We start from the raw sequence: 18,857 nt of genomic DNA, 5'->3' as shown, positions 1-18,857 counted from the left end.
CTTTCGGCGGGAATAGCCCGGTAGGGGCGCGGAATGAATTCCGCGCGTCGCCAGAGGGGCATGGAAGCCCCTTCTGGCGACCCCCGACGAAAGCGAGGAGCGGAGGAAACAAGCGGCAATCGGGTGTCCTTTCTTTTGGCTCCTTTTCTTTGGACAAGCAAAGAAAAGGAGCTCGGCCGTGGGTCCGAGAACCCACATTCAAATGAACCCTCGCGAAGCGAAACCTTATGTGGTGGGTTACGACATAACCCACCTTGCAAAGCGTCAACTATTTCCCCAGATAAATACGTAGACCGCCCTTCTCATCTCGGTGGCCATAATGAAAATCCCATCCTACCACCCTAAATTCGCCGTCCTGACCGTGAATTGTTATCCGCATTCCCTCTCGAAGTGGAATGGAAAGAATATCTGGCGCTTCTGCTAAAAGGCAGCCATCGTCATTATCAAAAAACCATGTCGCACAACTTTGCATATCTAACTCCCTATCCAACTATTTTCCAAAATCTAATATTCCTTACTGGCAAGCCTCACATTCCGGATCATCAATCGAACACATCTTCACCCCCGAAGCCGCCGCCTCGGCATAGGCGGCTTCCACCGGGTGGTGCTTCGTTCCTGGAATCGCATCGTCGATGGGGTCGGTCTTCACGGCGTTGAGCTTGCCGTCAAAAGCAGTACTCTTTTCCACGTGTGTTGCGCCCATGGTGCGGAGGTAGTAGGTGGTCTTGAGGCCGCGGATCCAGGCCAGTTTGTACAGGTTGTCGAGCTTCTTGCCGGAGGGCTCGGCCATGTACAGGTTGAGGGATTGCGCCTGGTCGATCCATTTTTGCCGGCGCGAGGCGGCTTCGACCAGCCAGCGCGGGTCGACTTCGAAGGCGGTGGCGTAGATCTGTTTGAGCTGGTCCGGTATGCGCTCGATCTTTTGCAGGCTGCCGTCGTAGTACTTGAGGTCATTGATCATGACCGCATCCCACAGGTCGAGCTTCTTGAGATCGTTCACCAGATACGGATTGACCACGGTGAACTCGCCGGAGAGGTTCGATTTGACGAACAGGTTCTGATAGGTCGGCTCGATCGACTGCGACACGCCGCAGATATTGGAGATGGTCGCCGTCGGAGCAATCGCCATGGTGTTGCTGTTGCGCATGCCGACCGTTTTCACCCGCTCGCGGAGCGCGTCCCAGTCCAGGGTAAAGCTGCGGTCTTGCTGGAGATAACCGCCCCTGCCCTGTTCGACCAGAGCCATGGAATCGTAGGGCAGGATGCCCTGGCTCCACAGCGAGCCTTCGAAGCTGGAATATCGGCCGCGTTCTTCGGCGAGATCGGTGGACGCCTTGATGGCGTAGTAGCTCACCAGTTCCATGCTCTTGTCCGCAAAGCTTACGGCTTCATCCGAGGCATAGGGGATGCGCAGCTTGTACAGCGTCTCCTGGAAGCCCATGATGCCCAGCCCCACCGGCCGATGGCGCAGGTTCGAGCGGCGCGCCTGGGGAACGCTGTAGTAGTTGATGTCGATGACGTTGTCCAGCATGCGCATTGCGGTGGAGATCGTTTTCTCCAGCTTCTGCGCGTCGAGAACGCCGTCCTCGGTGACGTGATTCGACAGATTCACGCTGCCCAGGTTGCACACGGCGATTTCGTTGTCGTTGGTGTGCAGGGTGATCTCGGTGCAGAGATTGGAGCTGTGAACCACGCCCATGTGCCGGTTGGTATAGCGCAGGTTGCACGGATCCTTGAAGGCGACCCAGGGATGTCCCGTTTCGAACAGCATGGACAGCATCTTGCGCCAAAGCTGGGTCGCCGGAAGCCGCTTGTATAGCGTGATTTCGCCGCGATCCACCTTGGCTTCGTACTCCAAATAACGCTTCTCGAAGGCTTCGCCGGTGAGGTCGTGCAGATCCGGCGTGTCGCTGGGGGTGAACAGCGTCCAGTCGCCATCTTCCGCCACCCGCTTCATGAACAGGTCGGGCACCCAGTTGGCGGTGTTCATGTCGTGGGTACGGCGGCGATCGTCGCCGGTGTTCTTGCGGAGTTCCAGGAACTCTTCGATATCCAGATGCCAGGTTTCCAGATAGGCGCACATGGCGCCCTTGCGCTTGCCGCCCTGATTGACGGCGACGGCCGTGTCGTTGGCCACCTTGAGGAAAGGAACGACGCCCTGAGACTTGCCGTTGGTGCCTTTGATATGGGACCCCATGGCGCGGACCCGGGTCCAGTCGTTCCCCAGGCCGCCGGCATATTTGGACAGAAGGGCGTCGTCCTTGATGGCACCGAAGATGCCGTCCAGATCATCCGGCACGGTGGTGAGATAGCACGAGGAGAGCTGCGGGCGCAGTGTGCCGGAGTTGAACAAGGTGGGCGTGGAACTCATGAAATCGAAGCTGGAAAGCAGGTTGTAGAACTCGATGGCTTTCGCTTCACGATCGATTTCGCTGATGGCGAGCCCCATGGCGACGCGCATGAAGAACGCCTGGGGCAGCTCGAAACGGACGCCTTTGGCATGAATGAAGTAACGATCGTACAGCGTTTGCAGGCCCAGATACGTGAACTGAAGATCGCGTTCGGGTTTGAGCGCCGCGCCGAGGCGCTGTAAGTCGAATCGGTTCAGCTCGGGCGACAAGAGCTCGAGTTCGGCACCGCGCTTCACGTAATCCGCGAAATATTCCGCATAGCGGTCCGCCATTTCGTCTTGAGTGGCTTCGAAAAAGCCGTGGCCGAGGAAGCTCAGCGCTTCGCTGCGCAAACTGTCCAGCAGCAGCCGGGCGGCCACGTAAGAGTAATTCGGCTCCTGTTCGATCCGGGCGCGCGCCGCCATCATGAGCGCCGGGGCCACGTCTTTCTCGGGCACGCCATCGAACAGGTTGCGCTGCGTTTCTTCCAGAATCCAGGCCCCGTCCACGTCGGCGAGATCGCGGCAGGCTTCTTCGACGATCTTTTGCAGGCGAGCCATGTCCAATGGCTTTTGGCTGCCGTCGGGCAGGGTCACGTGAATGACCGGCGCTTGGGCTTCTTCTTGCTCCGCGGCTTTCTGTGCCCGAAGCCGCGCCCTGTCCTCGCGATACAACACGTAAGCGCGGGCGATCTTGTGATGCCCCCCACGCATCAAGCCCAGTTCGACCTGATCCTGAATGTCTTCGATATGAATGGTGCCGCCGGAAGGATTCCGCCGGAACAGGGCATTGACCACCTGGCCGGTCAGCTCCTCGACGGTCTCGTGGATGCGGCGGCTAGCGGCGGCGGTATTACCTTCGACGGCCAAAAATGCTTTGGTAATGGCAACGCTGATCTTGCCGGCGTCGAAAATAGTCACCTTGCCGTTGCGCCGGATGACGCGCATCTCGCCGGGAGCGGTTGCGCGCAGATCGGCGGAAACAGTTGGCAGATCCAAGGGAATCGCGGTCGGCTGATTGGTACGGGCTGCGGATTCGGTTTCCATAGATGCGTGTCCTCCGAGGATGGCTGTATGTATTACGACATACACTATAGAATGTGGTCCGCCATATCGTCAAGCACAACATCCTGTGGTTTACTCTGTTGAGGGCCTGTGGATAAATTGTGCAAGAAAAGCTTTAAAATGTATTGAAATCAAGGTACTTGGCGCACGTCCATTATTCGTCCAACGGGTTTGTTGTACTATTTGTCCGCCAATACACAACAACAATTCATAACAAGGGCAACTTCTCACCATGCAAAGCGTGCGGGAATGGTTGAGTGACTGGGTCAAGCGAGTGCTGCCGAACTCGCAGGCCGTCTCTTTCGCAATTCTTTTGATCGTCGGTTTCGTGCTGGTGATCAGTTTGGGGCAGATGCTCATGCCGGTATTCGCGGCAGGCGTCATTGCCTATCTGCTGGAAGGCCTAGTCGCGATCGGCGTGAGGAAAAAGCTGCCCCGCCTTGCCGCAGTCATCATCGTCTACGTACTTTTCCTCGCTTTTCTATTGTTTTTGTTCGTCGCACTCCTGCCGCTCCTTTATCAGCAAACCGTGCAACTCATAGAGCAGCTGCCGGCTTGGATGAACCGCGGACAAATGCTGGTGATGCAGCTGCCGCAGCAGTATCCGAACTTCATTACCGAGGAACAGATCTACGAATTGACCGGCGTGGTACGGAGAGAACTCCTCGCCTGGGGCCAATCCATGCTGACTTATTCGTACGCGTCCTTGGTCAGCGCCATCACTTTGATCGTCTATCTGATCCTGGTGCCGTTGCTGGTGTTTTTCTTCCTTAAAGACAAGGACTACATCCTCGGTTGGTTTAGCCAATACATGCCCCGCGACCGCAATCTTTCTACCCGTGTGTGGCGCGAGGTAGACATGCAAATCGGAAATTACGTACGCGGAAAGTTCTTCGAGGTCACGGTGCTGCTCGCCGTCAGCTATGCGGTGTTCTCGCTGATGGGGCTCAATTACTCGCTGCTGCTCGCGGTGCTGATGGGGCTCTCGGTGATCATTCCCTACGTCGGCGCGACATTGGTAACGTTTCCGGTGATGATCGTGGCTTTCTTCCAGTGGGGACTCACCGACGATTTTTGGTATTTGCTGCTGGCTTACGGCATCATTCAGGCCCTGGACGGGGTCGTATTAGTACCGCTGCTGTTTTCCGAAGTGGTCAACCTGCACCCGGTGGCCATCATCGTCGCCATCTTGTTTTTCGGCGGGTTCTGGGGATTCTGGGGCGTGTTTTTCGCCATTCCCTTGGCGACATTGGTCAAGGCGGTACTGGCGGCTTGGCCGCGATTGGGGGAAGAGGAAATTCCGCCGGAAGACGCCGCCCCGGCTCAGTTGGTAAAACCACCCAAAACCATACCCTTGAGCCGGGAGCAGGTTTAAACCCGCATTTCTCACCCTCCTTCGTAGCGACGGCGTCGAAACGCCGCTGTGGCGCGCCGCACGGACTGAGCGACGGCGGAGGCGTAGCCGACACTACGTCGAGCCGCCGTGCCAAGGCTATAGGATGTGCCGACCAAGGAAGGGTTGCGACTAAAGCAACCGTTTGCGATTGGGTGCATCGCTCGCGAACGATGCCTGTCCTGAGCCCAGTCGAAGGGCGGTTCGTTCTTCACAGCATCCTACGGCCTCTGTTTGCAATTGGGACGGCGTCCGTAGTAGGAAGGGTCGCTTCGGCGCTCCCGAAGCGACCGTTTGCGATTGGAAGGGCATCTCTGACGCTCCCAGAGATGCCGTTTGCGATTGGAAGGGGCCGACTAGAGCGTTTTCACTCGCTCGTACGGCAAAACAGGCCTGGCAGGAGTCGTTGGCGCCTTCGGCGACGGTAAATTGATTCAAGCATTCGTAGGTCGGCAATCCTTTGCCGACGAAGACGCTCGGCCGGGACGTGGCGTCGGGAAGGGGGGCTTCGGCGCTCCAATCGCAAACGGTCATCCCAGGAGCGCTGGGATGACCCTTCCAATCGCAAACGGCCTGGCCGGGAGCGTCGGCCACGCCCTTCCCGAAGACGCCGTTTGCGATTGGAAGGGTCGCGACTAAAGCGACCGTTTGCGATTGGGAAGGATTCCCGACCTACGCGCGAATGCCCGTACAGTAGGTATGAAAATGCTCTAAAGGCCCGTTTGCGATTGGAAGGTCGCGACTAAAGCGACGTTTGCGATTGGAGGAGAGTGAGAAATGCGGGTTAATCTACGATTTTCTCGACTTGGCCACCAAATAGACTTCGGGGCTTCGATCCCGCGAAGCTTTGGGTTTTCGCACCGACACCTTGCCGAACATCTGGCGGGATTTCCGCACGAAGTCGTCGAAGTCGGGTCCTTGGAACAGCTTGGCCACAAAGCTCCCGCCGGGCTTGAGGAGCTGTTCGGCGGTATCGAGAGCCAATTCGGCGAGATACATCGCTCTTGCCTGATCCACAACGCGTGCGCCGCTCATGTTGGGCGCCATATCGGACAAGATCAGGTCGACCGGCCGGCCCTCCAGTTTCGCCTGCAACTGCTCCAATACGGATTCTTCCCGAAAATCGCCCTGAATTGCGGTCACACCCGGAATCGCTTCCATCGGCAGAAGATCAAGCGCTATAATTTCGCCGCTTTTTCCGATCCGCTCCGCTGCGTACTGGGACCAACCGCCCGGCGCGGCTCCCAAGTCCAGCACCACCATGCCCGGCTTGAACAAGTGCTCCCGCTCGTCCAATTCTTTCAGCTTAAACACCGCCCGTGAGCGGTAGCCAAGCGCTTGGGCTTGTTTTACATATTCGTCGGAAAAGTGTTCGGCCAGCCAACGACGGCTGCTTCGACTACGCGGCATAATCTAATGTACGGCTAAATTGAATCCCAGTTCCCGAGGAAATCCGAGTTGAAATCTGATTATAAGAAATTCTTGCGTGCCAAGGCCCATTCCCTGAAACCCGTCGTCATCACCGGCCAGGCGGGAATTACACCCGCCGTATTGAACGAGATCGGTTTAGCCTTGGACCATCATGAATTGATCAAGGTGCGGGTGAACGCCGCCGACCGCGAAGAACGCCGCGAGATGACCGACCAGATCTGCGGAGAACTGGGTGCCGAATTGATTCAATCGATCGGCCATATCATCACGCTTTATCGGCAAAATCCTGACAAGAAATAACTAAATATATTTGACCGAGCAAACTTCGAATTCCCTTACGCCACCCGGCGCCTGCACCGTCGCGACATCGCCCTCCCGCTTGCCGATCAGCGCCCGGGCGATGGGCGAGGTGATGGAGATCAGTCCTTCCTTGATATTGGCTTCATCCTCGCCGACGATTTGGTAAGTCACCGAATCGCCGCTGCCCATGTCTTCAAGCTCGACCGTGGCCCCAAAAACCACCTTGCCCCCGGCATTGAGCGTCGTCACATCGATGATTTGAGCGTGCGCCAACTTGGCCTCGATTTCCTTGATCCGGCCTTCGGTAAATCCCTGTTGCTCGCGCGCCGCGTGATATTCCGCGTTTTCCTTCAAATCGCCGTGCGACCGAGCCTCGGCGATGGCTTCGATAATCCTCGGGCGCATGACTGTCTTAAGGTGGTTAAGCTCTTCGCGCAGCTTTTCTGCCCCACGGGCGGTCAGTGGAACTTTATTCATAGTTGCGTTTCCTCAAAAGTCACACTTTGCAGAATTCCTGGTGCAAATCCTGTAGGCGATTGACATCGCCGGCATCCAGTTCGCTAAGGGCGGAACAGGTGGCACGGGCACCGGAAATAGTAGTCGTGTAGGTAATCTGCTGTTGCAGTGCCTGGCGCCGAATGGTGAATGAATCGGCAATGGCTTTCTTGCCTTCGGTCGTGTTGATGATGAACTGGAGTTCGTCGTTCTTGATCATATCCACGATATGCGGACGCCCCTCGTAAACCTTGTTCACGGTGATGCAAGGTATGCCGGCGTCTTCGAGCACTCTCGCCGATCCGCGCGTGGCCACTAATCGGAAACCTTTGGCCAGAAGATCTCGGGCTATCGGGATGACCTTGGACTTGTCGCTCTCCCTCACACTGATCAGCACATTGCCGCTGTGGGCCAGTTTTACGCTGGCGGCGCGCTGCGCTTTGGCGTAAGCCTCGCCGAACGTGACTCCCACGCCCATCACTTCGCCGGTGGACTTCATTTCCGGGCCGAGCAGCGGGTCCACGCCGGGGAATTTGATGAAGGGAAACACCGCCTCTTTGACCGAGTAATACTCCGGTACGCGTTCCTCGAAGATGCCTTGTTCGTCCAGACTTTTTCCCACCATACAGCGGGCCGCGATCTTGGCCAGCGGATAGCCGGTGGCCTTGGATACGAACGGAACGGTGCGCGAAGCGCGCGGATTGACTTCCAGAATGAAAATTTCTTCGCCCTTGATGGCGAACTGGGTGTTCATGAGCCCCACAACGCCCAGGGCCTCGGCAAGCTGACGAACCTGTTCGCGCACCCGAGTCTGAAGCTCGGGGCTCAAATCATACGGCGGAATCGAGCACGCCGAATCGCCGGAATGCACGCCCGCCTGCTCGATGTGCTGCATCAGTCCGCCGATCAGGACTCGTTTTCCGTCGCATATCGCGTCGACGTCCATTTCGATGGCATCGTCCAGGAACCGGTCCAACAGCACCGGCGACTCGTTGGAAACGCTCACCGCCTCGCGCATGTAGCGCCCCAGGTCCTCGTCGTTGAACACGATTTCCATGGCCCGCCCGCCTAATACATAAGACGGCCGCACCACCAGCGGATAGCCGATTTCGTTCGCGCAGCGCATGGCTTCGTCCAGGGAACGCGCGGTGCGGTTGGGCGGCTGTTTGAGATTTAGGCGATCGACCAGCTTTTGGAAACGCTCCCGGTCTTCCGCCAGGTCGATGGAATCGGGCGAGGTGCCGATAATGGGCGCATCGGCCGCCTCCAGCGCCCGCGCCAGCTTCAGCGGCGTCTGGCCACCGTACTGGACGATGACCCCGGCTGGTTTTTCCAGATCAATGATCTCCAGCACGTCTTCCAGCGTGAGCGGTTCGAAATAGAGCCGGTCGGACGTGTCGAAGTCGGTGGAGACCGTTTCCGGGTTGCAGTTGATCATGATGGTTTCGTAACCATCTTCACGCAGCGCCATCGCGGCGTGCACGCAGCAGTAGTCGAATTCGATGCCCTGACCGATGCGATTGGGTCCGCCGCCCAAAACGATGATTTTCTTCCGCTCGGTAGGATTCGCCTCGCATTCTTCCTCATAAGTGGAATAAAGGTAGGCCGTTGCCGTGGCGAACTCCGCCGCACAAGAATCGATGCGCTTGTAAACCGGACGGATGCCATGCTTGTGGCGCACGGCCCGGACTTCCGACTCGGCGCTGCCCAACAGCGCCGCGAGACGCGAATCGGAGAACCCTTTGCGTTTTAAAGCGAACAGTTCTTCCGAAGACAGCGTGGCCAAGGTGCGCTTCGCCAGTCCCATTTCTTCCTGCACCAGGTCCTCGATCTGGGCCAGGAACCACGGGTCGACGCGGCAATGGGCATGCACCTCGTCCAACATCCATCCCGCCCGGAAAGCGTCGGCGATATAGAAGATGCGCTCGGGTCCGGGATGACGAAGCTCCCGAAGAAGAATATTGCCGGCATCCTCGGCGGAAACGTCGAGCTTTCCGACCAGACCGTCCACGCCGGTTTCCAGGCTGCGCAGGGCTTTTTGCAGAGACTCATGGAAGGTGCGGCCTATGGCCATGGCCTCGCCGACCGACTTCATTTGGGTCGTCAGCCGATCGTCCGCCTGCGGAAACTTTTCGAACGCGAACCGGGGCACCTTGGTGACCACGTAATCGATGGTCGGCTCGAACGAGGCCGGCGTCGCGCCTCCGGTGATCTCGTTCCTGAGTTCGTCCAGCGTATAGCCGACCGCCAGTTTGGCGGCAACCTTGGCGATCGGGAATCCGGTCGCCTTGGACGCCAGGGCCGAGGAACGGCTCACGCGGGGATTCATCTCGATGACGATCATGCGCCCGTCCTTGGGGTTAATCGCGAACTGTACGTTGGAACCGCCGGTGTCGACCCCGATCTCGCGCAGCACCGCGATGGAGGCGTCGCGCATGATCTGATATTCCTTGTCCGTCAGGGTCTGCGCCGGGGCGACGGTAATGGAGTCGCCGGTATGCACGCCCATGGGGTCCAGATTCTCGATGGAGCAGATGATGATGCAGTTGTCCTTGCGGTCGCGCACGACTTCCATCTCGAACTCTTTCCAGCCCAGCACCGACTCCTCGATGAGAAGCTCATGGGTGGGCGAAAGTTCCAAGCCGCGTTCGCAAATCTCGACGAATTCCTGTCGGTTATAGGCGATGCCGCCGCCCGAGCCGCCGAGCGTGAACGAAGGACGGATGATGGCCGGAAAGCCGATTTCGTCCAGACAAGCGAGCGCTTCTTCCAGGCTGTGGGCAACGCCGGAACGGGCAGAGCCCAGACCGATCTTGGTCATGGCCTGCTTGAATTTTTCCCGGTCTTCGGCCTTGTCGATGGCTTCCTTGGAGGCTCCGATCATCTGTACGCCGAATTTCTCCAGCACCCCGTTACGGTCCAGATCGAGCGCGCAATTCAGCGCGGTCTGTCCGCCCATGGTCGGCAACAGTGCGTCCGGCCGCTCCTTCTCGATGATTTTGGCGACGGTCTGCCAGTCTATAGGCTCGATGTAGGTGGCATCGGCCATCTCCGGATCGGTCATGATGGTGGCCGGGTTGGAGTTGACCAGGATCACCCGGTAGCCCTCTTCCTTTAGTGCCTTGCACGCCTGTGCGCCGGAATAGTCGAACTCGCAGGCCTGCCCGATGACGATGGGACCGGCGCCGAGTAAAAGGATGGACTGAATGTCGGTTCTTTTAGGCATGAAGCGTTGTATCGTTGATCTATGTCTGAGCGAAAACCGTTCCGGACTGTGCGAATAAACTCAACCTGCGGGTACCGTGCGTGCGGACCGGCCGTCCTGGCGACAGGCCATGCTTTCGATAAAGCGGTCGAACAACGGCGTCAGGTCGTGCGGTCCGGGACTGGCCTCGGGATGGCCTTGAAAACTGAAGGCCGGGCGATCGGCCAGCTCGATACCTTGCAAGCTGCCGTCGAAGAGCGAACGGTAAGTCGGCCGCACGTTTCCTGGAAGACTCCGTTCGTCCACGGCGAAGCCGTGATTTTGGCTCGTGATCAATACGCGACCGGTATCCAGTTCCTGAACGGGGTGGTTGGCGCCGTGGTGACCGAACTTCATCTTCATCGTCCTCGCGCCGCTTGCCAAAGCTAACAACTGATGGCCGAGACATATACCGAATACCGGAATCTGGATGTCCAGAAACTCCCGGATTGCTTGGATGGCGTAATCGCAGGGCTCGGGATCGCCCGGTCCGTTCGATAAGAAGATTCCGTCCGGGTTCAATGCCAGAACCTCGCGGGCCGATACGGTGGCCGGAACTACCGTTAAGCGGCAACCCCTGTCGGCGAGAAGGCGAAGAATATTGCGTTTGACGCCGAAATCATATGCGACCACATGGAAGCGATTCTGATCGAGTTCGCCGTATCCCGGCCCGAGCCGCCAGGACGTTTCCGACCACGCATAGCTTTGTCGTGCGGTGACCTCCTTGGCCAGGTCCATGCCTTGCAGCCCCGGAAATTCCCGCGCTTTGGCGACGGCATAATCCGGGTCGATCTCTTTACCGGCGATAAGGCAACCGCGCTGGGCTCCCTTGTCGCGAAGAGCGCGGGTCAGTTTCCGGGTGTCGATTCCGGCAATGCCAACCACCCTATTTTCTTTCAGATACTCCGGGAGACTCTTGTCGGCCCGCCAATTGCTCAAGCGCGTCGGCACGTCGCGAACAACCAGTCCGCTGGCATACACGCCCCCCGACTCCACGTCTTCACGGTTGATGCCGACGTTACCGATGTGCGGATACGTGAGCGTTACGATTTGGCGGGCATAGGATGGGTCCGTCAGGATTTCCTGGTAGCCGGTTATGGACGTGTTGAAAACCACTTCACCGACGGAACAATCTTCTGCTCCGATGGATATACCCCGAAAAACGGTGCCGTCTTCCAAGGCCAGCAATGCGAGCGTGTTCAATTTGTGTCACCTTAGACATGCAAAACGGGAGGGACCATATGGTCCGTCCCGTTGCTGTTATTCGTGGATATCGCTAATTTAACGGGGATTTTACGAAAAATGGGCATCTGCTGTCTATGAGGGTCAGTCAACCGTCCGGTCGACGCCCCACCCTTCGGAGTCTTCACAATCGGCTGTGGGTTCCGTCGCACATGGGTTGCTTATCGGTATGCTTGCAGCCGCAGAGCCAGACTTTCTTTGCCTCGGCAAGTTCGAAAACTACTGGCGAAAACTCCGTTCCCTTATGGGAACCATCGCAAAACGGTTGCTTGGCGGATCGCCCGCAGGCACACCACCAGTATTTACCCGGCGCTAGATCCATGGCGTACGGGGCCTTCTGAGGGATGGTCGGTTCGGACATGGCTATCTCCTGTTCTCGTTCTAAGGGCAAAGAAGGTGACATAAATAGGCCTGATCTGTCATCAGTCTGGATAATCCATGATCAGTTTTCGAGCGGCCGGAGTTCGCCGTACGTGCGCCCCATCGTCCCGAGTTTCGGAGATACGACTCGGAACGACTAATCGCGGTTCCGCACAGAGCCACGCCGAATCATATTCTTAGCCCCAGAGGATTATCGGGATCGATATGGTCCATAAACGGTTTACGGCGGTCCTGATCGGTGACTTGGTAAATACACCCCAACCAATTGTTGAACACCGCTTTCGCAGTATCCCGCCAAGTGTTGTCCAAATGCCGGATCACCTCCTCTTCGGGAAACTCCGGAGGCGTTTTGCCAAGGCGCCGGGCGCTTCGGAGATGTTGACCGTATTCGTTAAGTACACCGCCCACGTCCAAATTGAAATAATGTTCCGGAAACGGCGGATAATCCTCGCGTTCTCCGTGGTAGTGGCGCATCACTTCGCGCTTGTACTCCTTCAGCAGGCTGATCGTGTCGTACTCCGGATGCCCTTGGAAATAGACTACGCGGAACAGGTCCGGGCTCACCGCGAGATGGACGCCCGCCTCCTCGCTTTCAACCAGAACTTTAAGCCCGGCAGCTTCCATATCTTCCCGAAAAATTTCATTGTAACGGGAGTGAGGCACGTCGAAACGGGTATTGATGTCGGCAACCAAAGGATGGCGCCGCTCGACCACTCGGTGGGAATAGACTCCCCAACGCTTGAAGCCCAAATGAGTGCGCTCTACGCCGTGGCAATACTGAAACAGCGCATGGGTCGCGAGACACGAACATAAAATGGACGTGACGTTCTGCTTCGCCCAGTCGAACACTTCGGTCAACGGTTGCCAGAACGCCTCCTCAGGAAGATGCGGATGAGTGACGTTCGCGCCGCTCACGATCAGCCCGTCGAGCCCATCGCGTTTGATTTGCCCGAAGGTCTCGTAATAGCGGTCGATATGGTTTTGCGCCTGTTCGCTCCGCTGTATGCCTTCGATCGTGAACGGATGCATGTGAAACTGCACGATCGGATTGGCGGCCCCAACCAGGCGAAAAAATTGCCGCTCGGTCGCCTCCAGAGCCGAATCCGGCATCATATTGAGAAGCCCGATATGCATTTCTCGGATGTCCTGATGGCGAGCGCGCTCGACCGAGAGGATTTCCTGCCCCTCCTCCCTCAAGCGCCTGAACGTGGGCAATTCGGTGTGCGCTACCAAAGGCATGTCTTCAAGCTCTCCGAAACTGAATTAACGCGATCAGCGCCCCAAGGCGTCCATGATGAGACGAATGAAATCGTTCTCACCTCGAACGTTCGCAATCTCATTGGCATCGACGGTGTAGCCGTATTCGTCGGCGATGGCCTGGTAATTGGGCAAGCGCGCGCGGAACAGCCGGGGAAACACCCAGGAAACGAATTCGTCCGGCGGGATATCCTCGATGGCCGAATAGGCTTTTTCCGCCATGAATTCGGCGAGTTGCCGGTCCAGAAACTCTTCCCGATAGTACAGCGGCTTGGGATCGCGTTGAGCGCGCTCGATTAGAAGATGCTCCAATTCCGGAGTGGTCTTGATATACAGAATAATCGTGTGCTCGGCGAGAATCCTGATGGTTTCCGGATCTTCCAGTTCGCAGACGCTGCCGCCCGCGTCATTGATGAAATGCTTGTAGCCGTAGATAGAGTCGACCTTTTCGATAAATTCCGGCACGTCGCGCATGGCGGCGATTTCGGCCTGCCGGTGCAGGGCCTGACGACGCTTGAACTCGGCCGGAGTGAGTCCGCCCTTCGCCGGATCGCCGATTTTCCCGAGGAACGTCGAAACCGGCGCCAAGTTGTCTACGGTGATGTTGCTGCGGATATAAATCGAATCGGAACGCAGCAAATCGCGCAAGAACGGCACGTCCATGGCTTGCCGCTTGATATTGTCGAGAATCGGCTCATCCAAATACCGGGTGCCGATTCGATAGTCGCCGGAGTAATGGAACCACGTCTTCTTGGGCAAACTATTGGCCAGCGTCGTTTTGCCGACGCCGGACATGCCCAGCAGCGTGATGCGTTTGGTCTCCCAGTCCAAGAACGCCTTGGGGCTCATTCTCATGGTATGTTCCGTGTCAGTGTGTAATGAGCGGTTACTCGCCCCGGTTGATCATGTGAGTCGCAGTCTGCGCGAATGCCCGGGCCAGAGACTCGCGCAAAGCGGGGTCCAGGGGCATATCGTCGAGAGCCTTATACATACAAAGCAGCCATTGATCCCGTTCCTTCGTGCCGATAGAAAACGGAAAATGCCGCATCCGAAGGCGCGGATGCCCGAACTCCTCCTGAAAAAGATCGGGACCTCCCAGCCAACCGGACAGAAACTTGAACAGCTTGTCTTTCGAACCGGCCAAATCCGCAGGATGCATCGCTCGAATATCGAGAGCTTCCGGCATTACATCCATGTACCCGTAAAATCTTTCCACCAGTTCCCGAACGGCGCTCTCGCCGCCGACGAGTTGGTAAGGGGTCATTACGTCGGGGGGATTCATCATAATTCCGATACGTCAAAAATCGCGCGAATTTTAACAGGTTCGGTTCCTGAGCGGTTTAACTCGATCGGGCGGTCTCCCCAATTTGAGATGATATGTTTAATATAAAACACCGCGAGCGAATCAACCGCGCTAGCGATACACGCTGGTTATCCGCTTGATGACTTGACGCAAGGCCATCGCCTCGCGATTATGGGCGCTCATGCGATGGAATACGCGGCTTGAGCAACTATTAGCATCCGCCTCCGACTTGTTACCAATCGTCAAAAACTGCAAACGGTTTATCCCGGCTGATTATCCGTCCAATCGAACTCGTGACCACAACACCTTCGCTCGACCTTAAGACGAAACTGCAAGTTACCTGTCAAAATTGCAGTTTGACTTCATTGTGCATTCCTCGGGGATTAGCCCAGGAGGATATCGAACGCATCAGCCGCATCGTCGCTCGTAAGAAAACCTTACAACGAGGCGAGCATCTCTTCCGCGAGGGCGACAAGTTCCGCGGGGTCATCGCGATCAAGGGAGGAACGGCCAAGACCGTCATTTACGACGCGCAAGGCTACGAATACATCACCGGCTTGCTGTTACCGGGGGAACTATTAGGTTTCGACGCACTGGCCACGAATCACCACAAGTGCTCTGCAATCGCGCTCGAAACCTTGAGCTACTGCGAACTTCCCGCCAATCAACTCGACCAATTGTGCCACGAAGTACCGAATTTGCTGCGGGAACTTTTCCGCCATGCCAGCGCCAAGCTGGACGAGGAAACGGATCAAGTAATTGTCAACAAGCGCGCGGCAGAAGACCGGGTTGCCATGTTTATCCTGAATCTGTCCGACCGCCTTCGAAAACGCGGCTTTTCGCCGGTGGACTTCAATCTCACCCTTACTCGTCAGGAAATAGGCAATTTTTTGGGATTAGCACTCGAGACGGTCAGCCGTACCTTGCGGAATCTAGAAGATGCCGGGCTGATTACGGTCCGCCATAAACATATCCGTATACTGGATCTAGAGGCATTGAGAGCCACATATACCCACCGCTGATTCAGCCTAACCGCATTTTCAACAAGCCCGAATAATTCGGATCTTCGCGGGACGGCAATGTCCCTAGCGCCACGGGATACCGGCCGGCAACCCATAGAGAAATATCGCCTCACAAGACCTAAACGAAAAAAGGCGCGCAGAGCTGAACTCGGCGCGCCTTTAAGTAGAGACTGAAAAAGGATAATTATTTCTTCTCAGACTCTTTGAATTTCGTTAGAAGACCTTTCGCAGGCTTCGCTTCTTTAACGGTATCGGCAACCTGAAGGTATTTTTCTACCGTAGCGTCCAGATCAGCCGGTTGGCCCACTACCATCACGGCGCCCATGCGAGCACCCCAGTGCGGCGGACATTTGAAGACGTACAGACCCTCTTTCTCGACGGCATAGTCGTAATCGGCGCCCATAGCGGACAGCATTTTCGGAGCCCCTTCCGGCCACATGCCTTCTACGCTCTCCACGAAATGGGTCGCCATATTGCGGAACGAAATAACATCGCCAACTTTAGCGTGAATAAACTCGGGCGCGAATTTCACACCTTGGCCTTTTACTTCGATCGTCTCCGCGTTAACGGCGGCCGATGCCAGCATCGCCACACCCGCCACAGCAAGCATCGCTTTCTTAGCAAAAATCATTACATAACCTCCAACACTACTGTTTTTCGTTCTCACGGATACCAGGCAAATCGGACAACAAACCCTGTTTTGCCAAAGCCGTTTTCCTGAACTGATCCGATATATCACCGTACACCGCGGCGCAGGATGATACACCAATTTGGCTTAATTAGCTATGAATGATATTTAAGCCTGCGCATCGAAAACCGTATTTCCACGGCTCATCAGCCGAACTGTCCGGAATTTCCCTCAGAAGAGTCGTCGCCGTACAGATCGCTCATTTTATAAAAGCCATGAATATGCCGAATCATCACCATGATTACCGAAGCAACGGGCAATGCGAGCAACACCCCTAGGAAACCAAACAGCTGACCGCCCGCCAGAACAGCAAAAATGACCGCGACGGGATGCAGTCCGATCTTATTTCCTATCAGCCACGGGGTTAACCAAACGCCCTCAAGCATTTGGCCTACGCCGAATACAGCCAAAACCGGGACGATCGACCACAAATCTCCGAATTGTGCCAACGCCGCTATCGATGCAGCCACCACGCCGGAGATGGAACCCGCATACGGTATGAAACTGATCAGCCCGGAAAACATGCCGATAAGAAGCGCCAAGTCCAGTCCGGCCAGCCATAATCCGATACTGTAAATCGTGCCCAGAGCGGCCATGACCGCAAACTGACCTCGAAACACGGCACTCAACACTTCATCCGATTCTTCCGCCAATATGACGACAACCGGCGCCCAGCGACGGGGCAAGAGATCGTGGACACGGGCGACTATGTCATCCCAGTCCCTCAGCAGATAAAAGATGACCACCGGAATCAGCACCAGATTCATCAGCCACGAGATGACTACGGCGCCGGAATGCGACAAAGAGGACAGCACAGTGGTCGCCACCCCTCCCGCCTGCTGCCAATGCCCGCTCAAAACCCCGGCCACCTGTTCCAGATCGACAAACTTGATGCGGACTCCTAAATGTTTTTGCACCCAAGGGACAACGGACGTTTTAAACCAGCGGGTGTATGCGGGGAGATTATCGATGAACCGGCTGATCTGCTCCTCTAACATTGGGATGATCAGCAGAAGCACTAGACCGATAACCAAAACGATGACTGCAAACACGACGATGACGGCATTTTGACGTTTTAGTCCGAGCGCTTCCAAACGGTCGGCAAGGGGATCGCTCAGGTAGGCTATCAGCGCGCCGGCCACAAAAGGCGTCAAAATGGGCATCAATAAATAAATCAGCCAGCCGACTGCGAGAATGCCGGCTACTGCCATGCATTTGTTCAAATTAGCCATCCCCGCCCTGTTAACGGTTCACGAATATGACAAGCACCGGCGTCGACTCACCTAGACGAGCGCCCCGAAACGCATTCTATGCGTTTACGTTTGAGCGCCTGACAGGCCGCGGTTGCGTCCTCCTTCGTCATTCCGTTGAAAATGGCCAGATAGAGCTTTTTTCTGCCCTGTGAGCGCGCGGTCACCGTTGCACGTGCATGACGAAGCGGATATGGAGCGAGCTTCAAAGCCTTCGACAGCCGCTGTTCCGCCGGCTTTTCGGCGGAAAATGTGCCCACACGAATGTGCCAGGCCTGCTTTCCACGATTGGTGCCCGATTTCTCGCGTCCATCTCCTTCATCGGCGGAGCGCCTGTTGCCTCCCGCTAACTTGACGTTTTTCTTTCCGCCCGACTTCTCGACCGACCGTTCAGGCAATTTTGGACGCGAGAGTAAAGCAGGCGGTTCCGGTTGGTCAAAGGAGGCCGTACGCACCTCGTATTCCAATCCGTTGAGCTGCGCAAAGCCGTAGTCGAGTATATCCTGCATATGGGCATCCCTCGCCGAAGCGCTGGTTCCGCCAAAAACTACCCCTATCAGCCGTTGACCGCCTCGCCGCGCCGATGCAACGAGGTTAAAACCGGACGCATTGACGAACCCGGTCTTGATCCCGTCCGTTCCCGGATAGTTTTTCAGGAGATGGTTGTGATTATGAAAGCTACGGCCCTCGAACTGGAACTGGGTCGTAGAGAAGTAGGGATAGTACTGGGGAAAATGTTTGTACAGGGACTTCCCGAGCCGGAACTGGTCCCAAGCCGTCGTGACTTGATTGGGATCGGGCAAGCCGGACGCATTTCGGTAGACGGTGCGCTCCATGCCCAGCTCGCGAGCTTTCTCGGTCATCAGCTGCGCGAATGCGGACTCGGAGCCGGCCATTCCCTCGGCTATCACCGCCGCCGCATCATTTGCGGACCGGGTTACCAAAGCCAATATGCCTTGCTCGACCGTGATCGTATCGCCTGATTTCAACCCCAATCGCGACGGGGGACGAAGAACCGCAAACCGGGACGCCCGAAATAGGGTATCGGAAGATAGGCGTCCGTTAGCCAAAGCTTCGAAGACCAGATAAAGCGTCATCATCTTGGTGAGCGATGCCGGATGCCTCAACTCGTCGGCATTCCGCTCGAACAGTGGACGCTCGGATTCGACTTCCACCACTAGTGCCGCATAAGGACCGGCCTCCGCTCGATGAGCGAAGAAAAAGCCAGTCGCCAAGACCAATAAAGCCAAGACCAAGAGGTGATTGTGCTCAATCCAATGCATCGTTATCGTCAAATTCTTATGAATGCGTGATTTTTGCCAAATCTGCACGGGGCAGCCGGAAATTCACTCCTGAGGCAACCCGCTGGGCAGGAGAGACCAGATCCAAAAATTCAG

At 56.6% G+C, this 18,857-nt stretch carries 16 protein-coding genes; 3 read left to right on the top strand and 13 right to left on the bottom strand.

The features are described 5' to 3' along the window. Positions 1-268: 268 nt before the first annotated feature. Together ACR2R1_RS01080 and ACR2R1_RS01075 are read right to left on the bottom strand one after the other, a co-directional pair. Complete coding sequence (locus ACR2R1_RS01080; RefSeq protein WP_434112280.1) at positions 269-472, bottom strand: hypothetical protein; 204 nt, start codon at positions 470-472, stop codon at positions 269-271. Between the two features lie 42 nt (positions 473-514). Beyond that, positions 515-3,436, bottom strand: a complete 2,922-nt coding sequence (locus ACR2R1_RS01075; RefSeq protein WP_434112278.1) for a ribonucleoside-diphosphate reductase subunit alpha — start codon at positions 3,434-3,436, stop codon at positions 515-517. A 250-nt stretch (positions 3,437-3,686) separates the two neighbouring features. Between ACR2R1_RS01075 and ACR2R1_RS01070 the strand changes: the two genes are divergently transcribed. Further along, positions 3,687-4,829 (top strand): AI-2E family transporter, encoded by a 1,143-nt coding sequence (locus ACR2R1_RS01070; protein WP_077729870.1) that lies wholly within the window; start codon positions 3,687-3,689, stop codon positions 4,827-4,829. A gap of 807 nt (positions 4,830-5,636) precedes the next feature. Here the strand turns inward: ACR2R1_RS01070 and rlmE are convergent. Next, positions 5,637-6,260 carry a 23S rRNA (uridine(2552)-2'-O)-methyltransferase RlmE gene (rlmE, locus tag ACR2R1_RS01065; protein WP_240502477.1) on the bottom strand — a complete coding sequence of 208 codons (624 nt, stop codon included), beginning with the start codon at positions 6,258-6,260 and terminating at the stop codon, positions 5,637-5,639. Positions 6,261-6,305: 45 nt separating this feature from the next. Between rlmE and yhbY the strand changes: the two genes are divergently transcribed. After that, the gene (gene yhbY, locus ACR2R1_RS01060) at positions 6,306-6,578 is read left to right on the top strand and encodes a ribosome assembly RNA-binding protein YhbY (RefSeq protein ID WP_434112276.1); all 273 of its coding nucleotides are present in this window, start codon (positions 6,306-6,308) and stop codon (positions 6,576-6,578) included. Here yhbY and greA read toward each other — a convergent pair whose 3' ends face one another. The 7 genes from greA to ACR2R1_RS01025 form a co-directional block, all read right to left on the bottom strand. After that, complete coding sequence (greA, locus tag ACR2R1_RS01055) at positions 6,579-7,055, bottom strand: transcription elongation factor GreA (protein ID WP_077729873.1); 477 nt, start codon at positions 7,053-7,055, stop codon at positions 6,579-6,581. It abuts the gene before it with no gap. Positions 7,056-7,074: 19 nt separating this feature from the next. Beyond that, positions 7,075-10,299 (bottom strand): carbamoyl-phosphate synthase large subunit, encoded by a 3,225-nt coding sequence (gene carB / locus ACR2R1_RS01050; RefSeq protein ID WP_434112274.1) that lies wholly within the window; start codon positions 10,297-10,299, stop codon positions 7,075-7,077. A 60-nt stretch (positions 10,300-10,359) separates the two neighbouring features. Then, positions 10,360-11,520 carry a glutamine-hydrolyzing carbamoyl-phosphate synthase small subunit gene (gene carA, locus ACR2R1_RS01045; RefSeq protein ID WP_434112272.1) on the bottom strand — a complete coding sequence of 387 codons (1,161 nt, stop codon included), beginning with the start codon at positions 11,518-11,520 and terminating at the stop codon, positions 10,360-10,362. Between the two features lie 163 nt (positions 11,521-11,683). Beyond that, positions 11,684-11,920, bottom strand: coding sequence for a CDGSH iron-sulfur domain-containing protein (locus ACR2R1_RS01040; RefSeq protein ID WP_077729876.1), 237 nt, complete (start codon positions 11,918-11,920; stop codon positions 11,684-11,686). Between the two features lie 188 nt (positions 11,921-12,108). After that, positions 12,109-13,179 carry a homoserine O-succinyltransferase MetA gene (metA, locus tag ACR2R1_RS01035; protein WP_086135024.1) on the bottom strand — a complete coding sequence of 357 codons (1,071 nt, stop codon included), beginning with the start codon at positions 13,177-13,179 and terminating at the stop codon, positions 12,109-12,111. Between the two features lie 33 nt (positions 13,180-13,212). Next, positions 13,213-14,052, bottom strand: coding sequence for an ATPase (locus ACR2R1_RS01030; RefSeq protein WP_086135023.1), 840 nt, complete (start codon positions 14,050-14,052; stop codon positions 13,213-13,215). 31 nt (positions 14,053-14,083) lie between these two features. Continuing rightward, the gene (locus ACR2R1_RS01025) at positions 14,084-14,479 is read right to left on the bottom strand and encodes a group II truncated hemoglobin (protein ID WP_077729879.1); all 396 of its coding nucleotides are present in this window, start codon (positions 14,477-14,479) and stop codon (positions 14,084-14,086) included. 377 nt (positions 14,480-14,856) lie between these two features. Here ACR2R1_RS01025 and ACR2R1_RS01020 point away from each other — a divergent pair, with 377 nt between their 5' ends. Further along, the gene (locus tag ACR2R1_RS01020; RefSeq protein ID WP_240502472.1) at positions 14,857-15,522 is read left to right on the top strand and encodes a helix-turn-helix domain-containing protein; all 666 of its coding nucleotides are present in this window, start codon (positions 14,857-14,859) and stop codon (positions 15,520-15,522) included. A gap of 184 nt (positions 15,523-15,706) precedes the next feature. On the opposite strand, the gene ACR2R1_RS01015 is transcribed toward ACR2R1_RS01020, so the two are convergent. The 3 genes from ACR2R1_RS01015 to ACR2R1_RS01005 all read right to left on the bottom strand — a co-directional run bounded on the left by ACR2R1_RS01015 (position 15,707) and on the right by ACR2R1_RS01005 (position 18,743). Beyond that, a complete protein-coding gene (locus ACR2R1_RS01015; RefSeq protein WP_077729881.1) occupies positions 15,707-16,153 on the bottom strand; it encodes a plastocyanin/azurin family copper-binding protein in 447 nt (148 codons plus the stop codon). A gap of 203 nt (positions 16,154-16,356) precedes the next feature. Continuing rightward, complete coding sequence (locus tag ACR2R1_RS01010; protein ID WP_077729882.1) at positions 16,357-17,442, bottom strand: AI-2E family transporter; 1,086 nt, start codon at positions 17,440-17,442, stop codon at positions 16,357-16,359. Between the two features lie 47 nt (positions 17,443-17,489). Further along, on the bottom strand, positions 17,490-18,743 hold the full coding sequence (locus ACR2R1_RS01005) for a D-alanyl-D-alanine carboxypeptidase (protein ID WP_166642680.1): 1,254 nt from the start codon (positions 18,741-18,743) through the stop codon (positions 17,490-17,492). Between the last annotated feature and the right edge of the window lie 114 nt (positions 18,744-18,857).

The sequence above is a fragment of the Methylocaldum sp. GT1TLB genome (assembly GCF_051027445.1).
Taxonomy (GTDB): domain Bacteria; phylum Pseudomonadota; class Gammaproteobacteria; order Methylococcales; family Methylococcaceae; genus Methylocaldum.
The sequence above is the reverse complement of the archived record's forward strand: the minus strand, read 5'-3'. Positions and strand labels throughout refer to the sequence as shown.

Excerpts from the sequence above, each read along its gene's own strand:
- ACR2R1_RS01080 (WP_434112280.1), bottom strand. The coding sequence starts at position 472 with ATGCAAAGTTGTGCGACATGGTTTTTTGATAATGACGATGGCTGCCTT.
- ACR2R1_RS01075 (WP_434112278.1), bottom strand. The coding sequence starts at position 3,436 with ATGGAAACCGAATCCGCAGCCCGTACCAATCAGCCGACCGCGATTCCC.
- ACR2R1_RS01070 (WP_077729870.1), top strand. The coding sequence starts at position 3,687 with ATGCAAAGCGTGCGGGAATGGTTGAGTGACTGGGTCAAGCGAGTGCTG.
- greA (WP_077729873.1), bottom strand. The coding sequence starts at position 7,055 with ATGAATAAAGTTCCACTGACCGCCCGTGGGGCAGAAAAGCTGCGCGAA.
- carB (WP_434112274.1), bottom strand. The coding sequence starts at position 10,299 with ATGCCTAAAAGAACCGACATTCAGTCCATCCTTTTACTCGGCGCCGGT.
- ACR2R1_RS01040 (WP_077729876.1), bottom strand. The coding sequence starts at position 11,920 with ATGTCCGAACCGACCATCCCTCAGAAGGCCCCGTACGCCATGGATCTA.
- metA (WP_086135024.1), bottom strand. The coding sequence starts at position 13,179 with ATGCCTTTGGTAGCGCACACCGAATTGCCCACGTTCAGGCGCTTGAGG.
- ACR2R1_RS01030 (WP_086135023.1), bottom strand. The coding sequence starts at position 14,052 with ATGAGAATGAGCCCCAAGGCGTTCTTGGACTGGGAGACCAAACGCATC.
- ACR2R1_RS01025 (WP_077729879.1), bottom strand. The coding sequence starts at position 14,479 with ATGAATCCCCCCGACGTAATGACCCCTTACCAACTCGTCGGCGGCGAG.
- ACR2R1_RS01015 (WP_077729881.1), bottom strand. The coding sequence starts at position 16,153 with ATGATTTTTGCTAAGAAAGCGATGCTTGCTGTGGCGGGTGTGGCGATG.
- ACR2R1_RS01010 (WP_077729882.1), bottom strand. The coding sequence starts at position 17,442 with ATGGCTAATTTGAACAAATGCATGGCAGTAGCCGGCATTCTCGCAGTC.
- ACR2R1_RS01005 (WP_166642680.1), bottom strand. The coding sequence starts at position 18,743 with ATGCATTGGATTGAGCACAATCACCTCTTGGTCTTGGCTTTATTGGTC.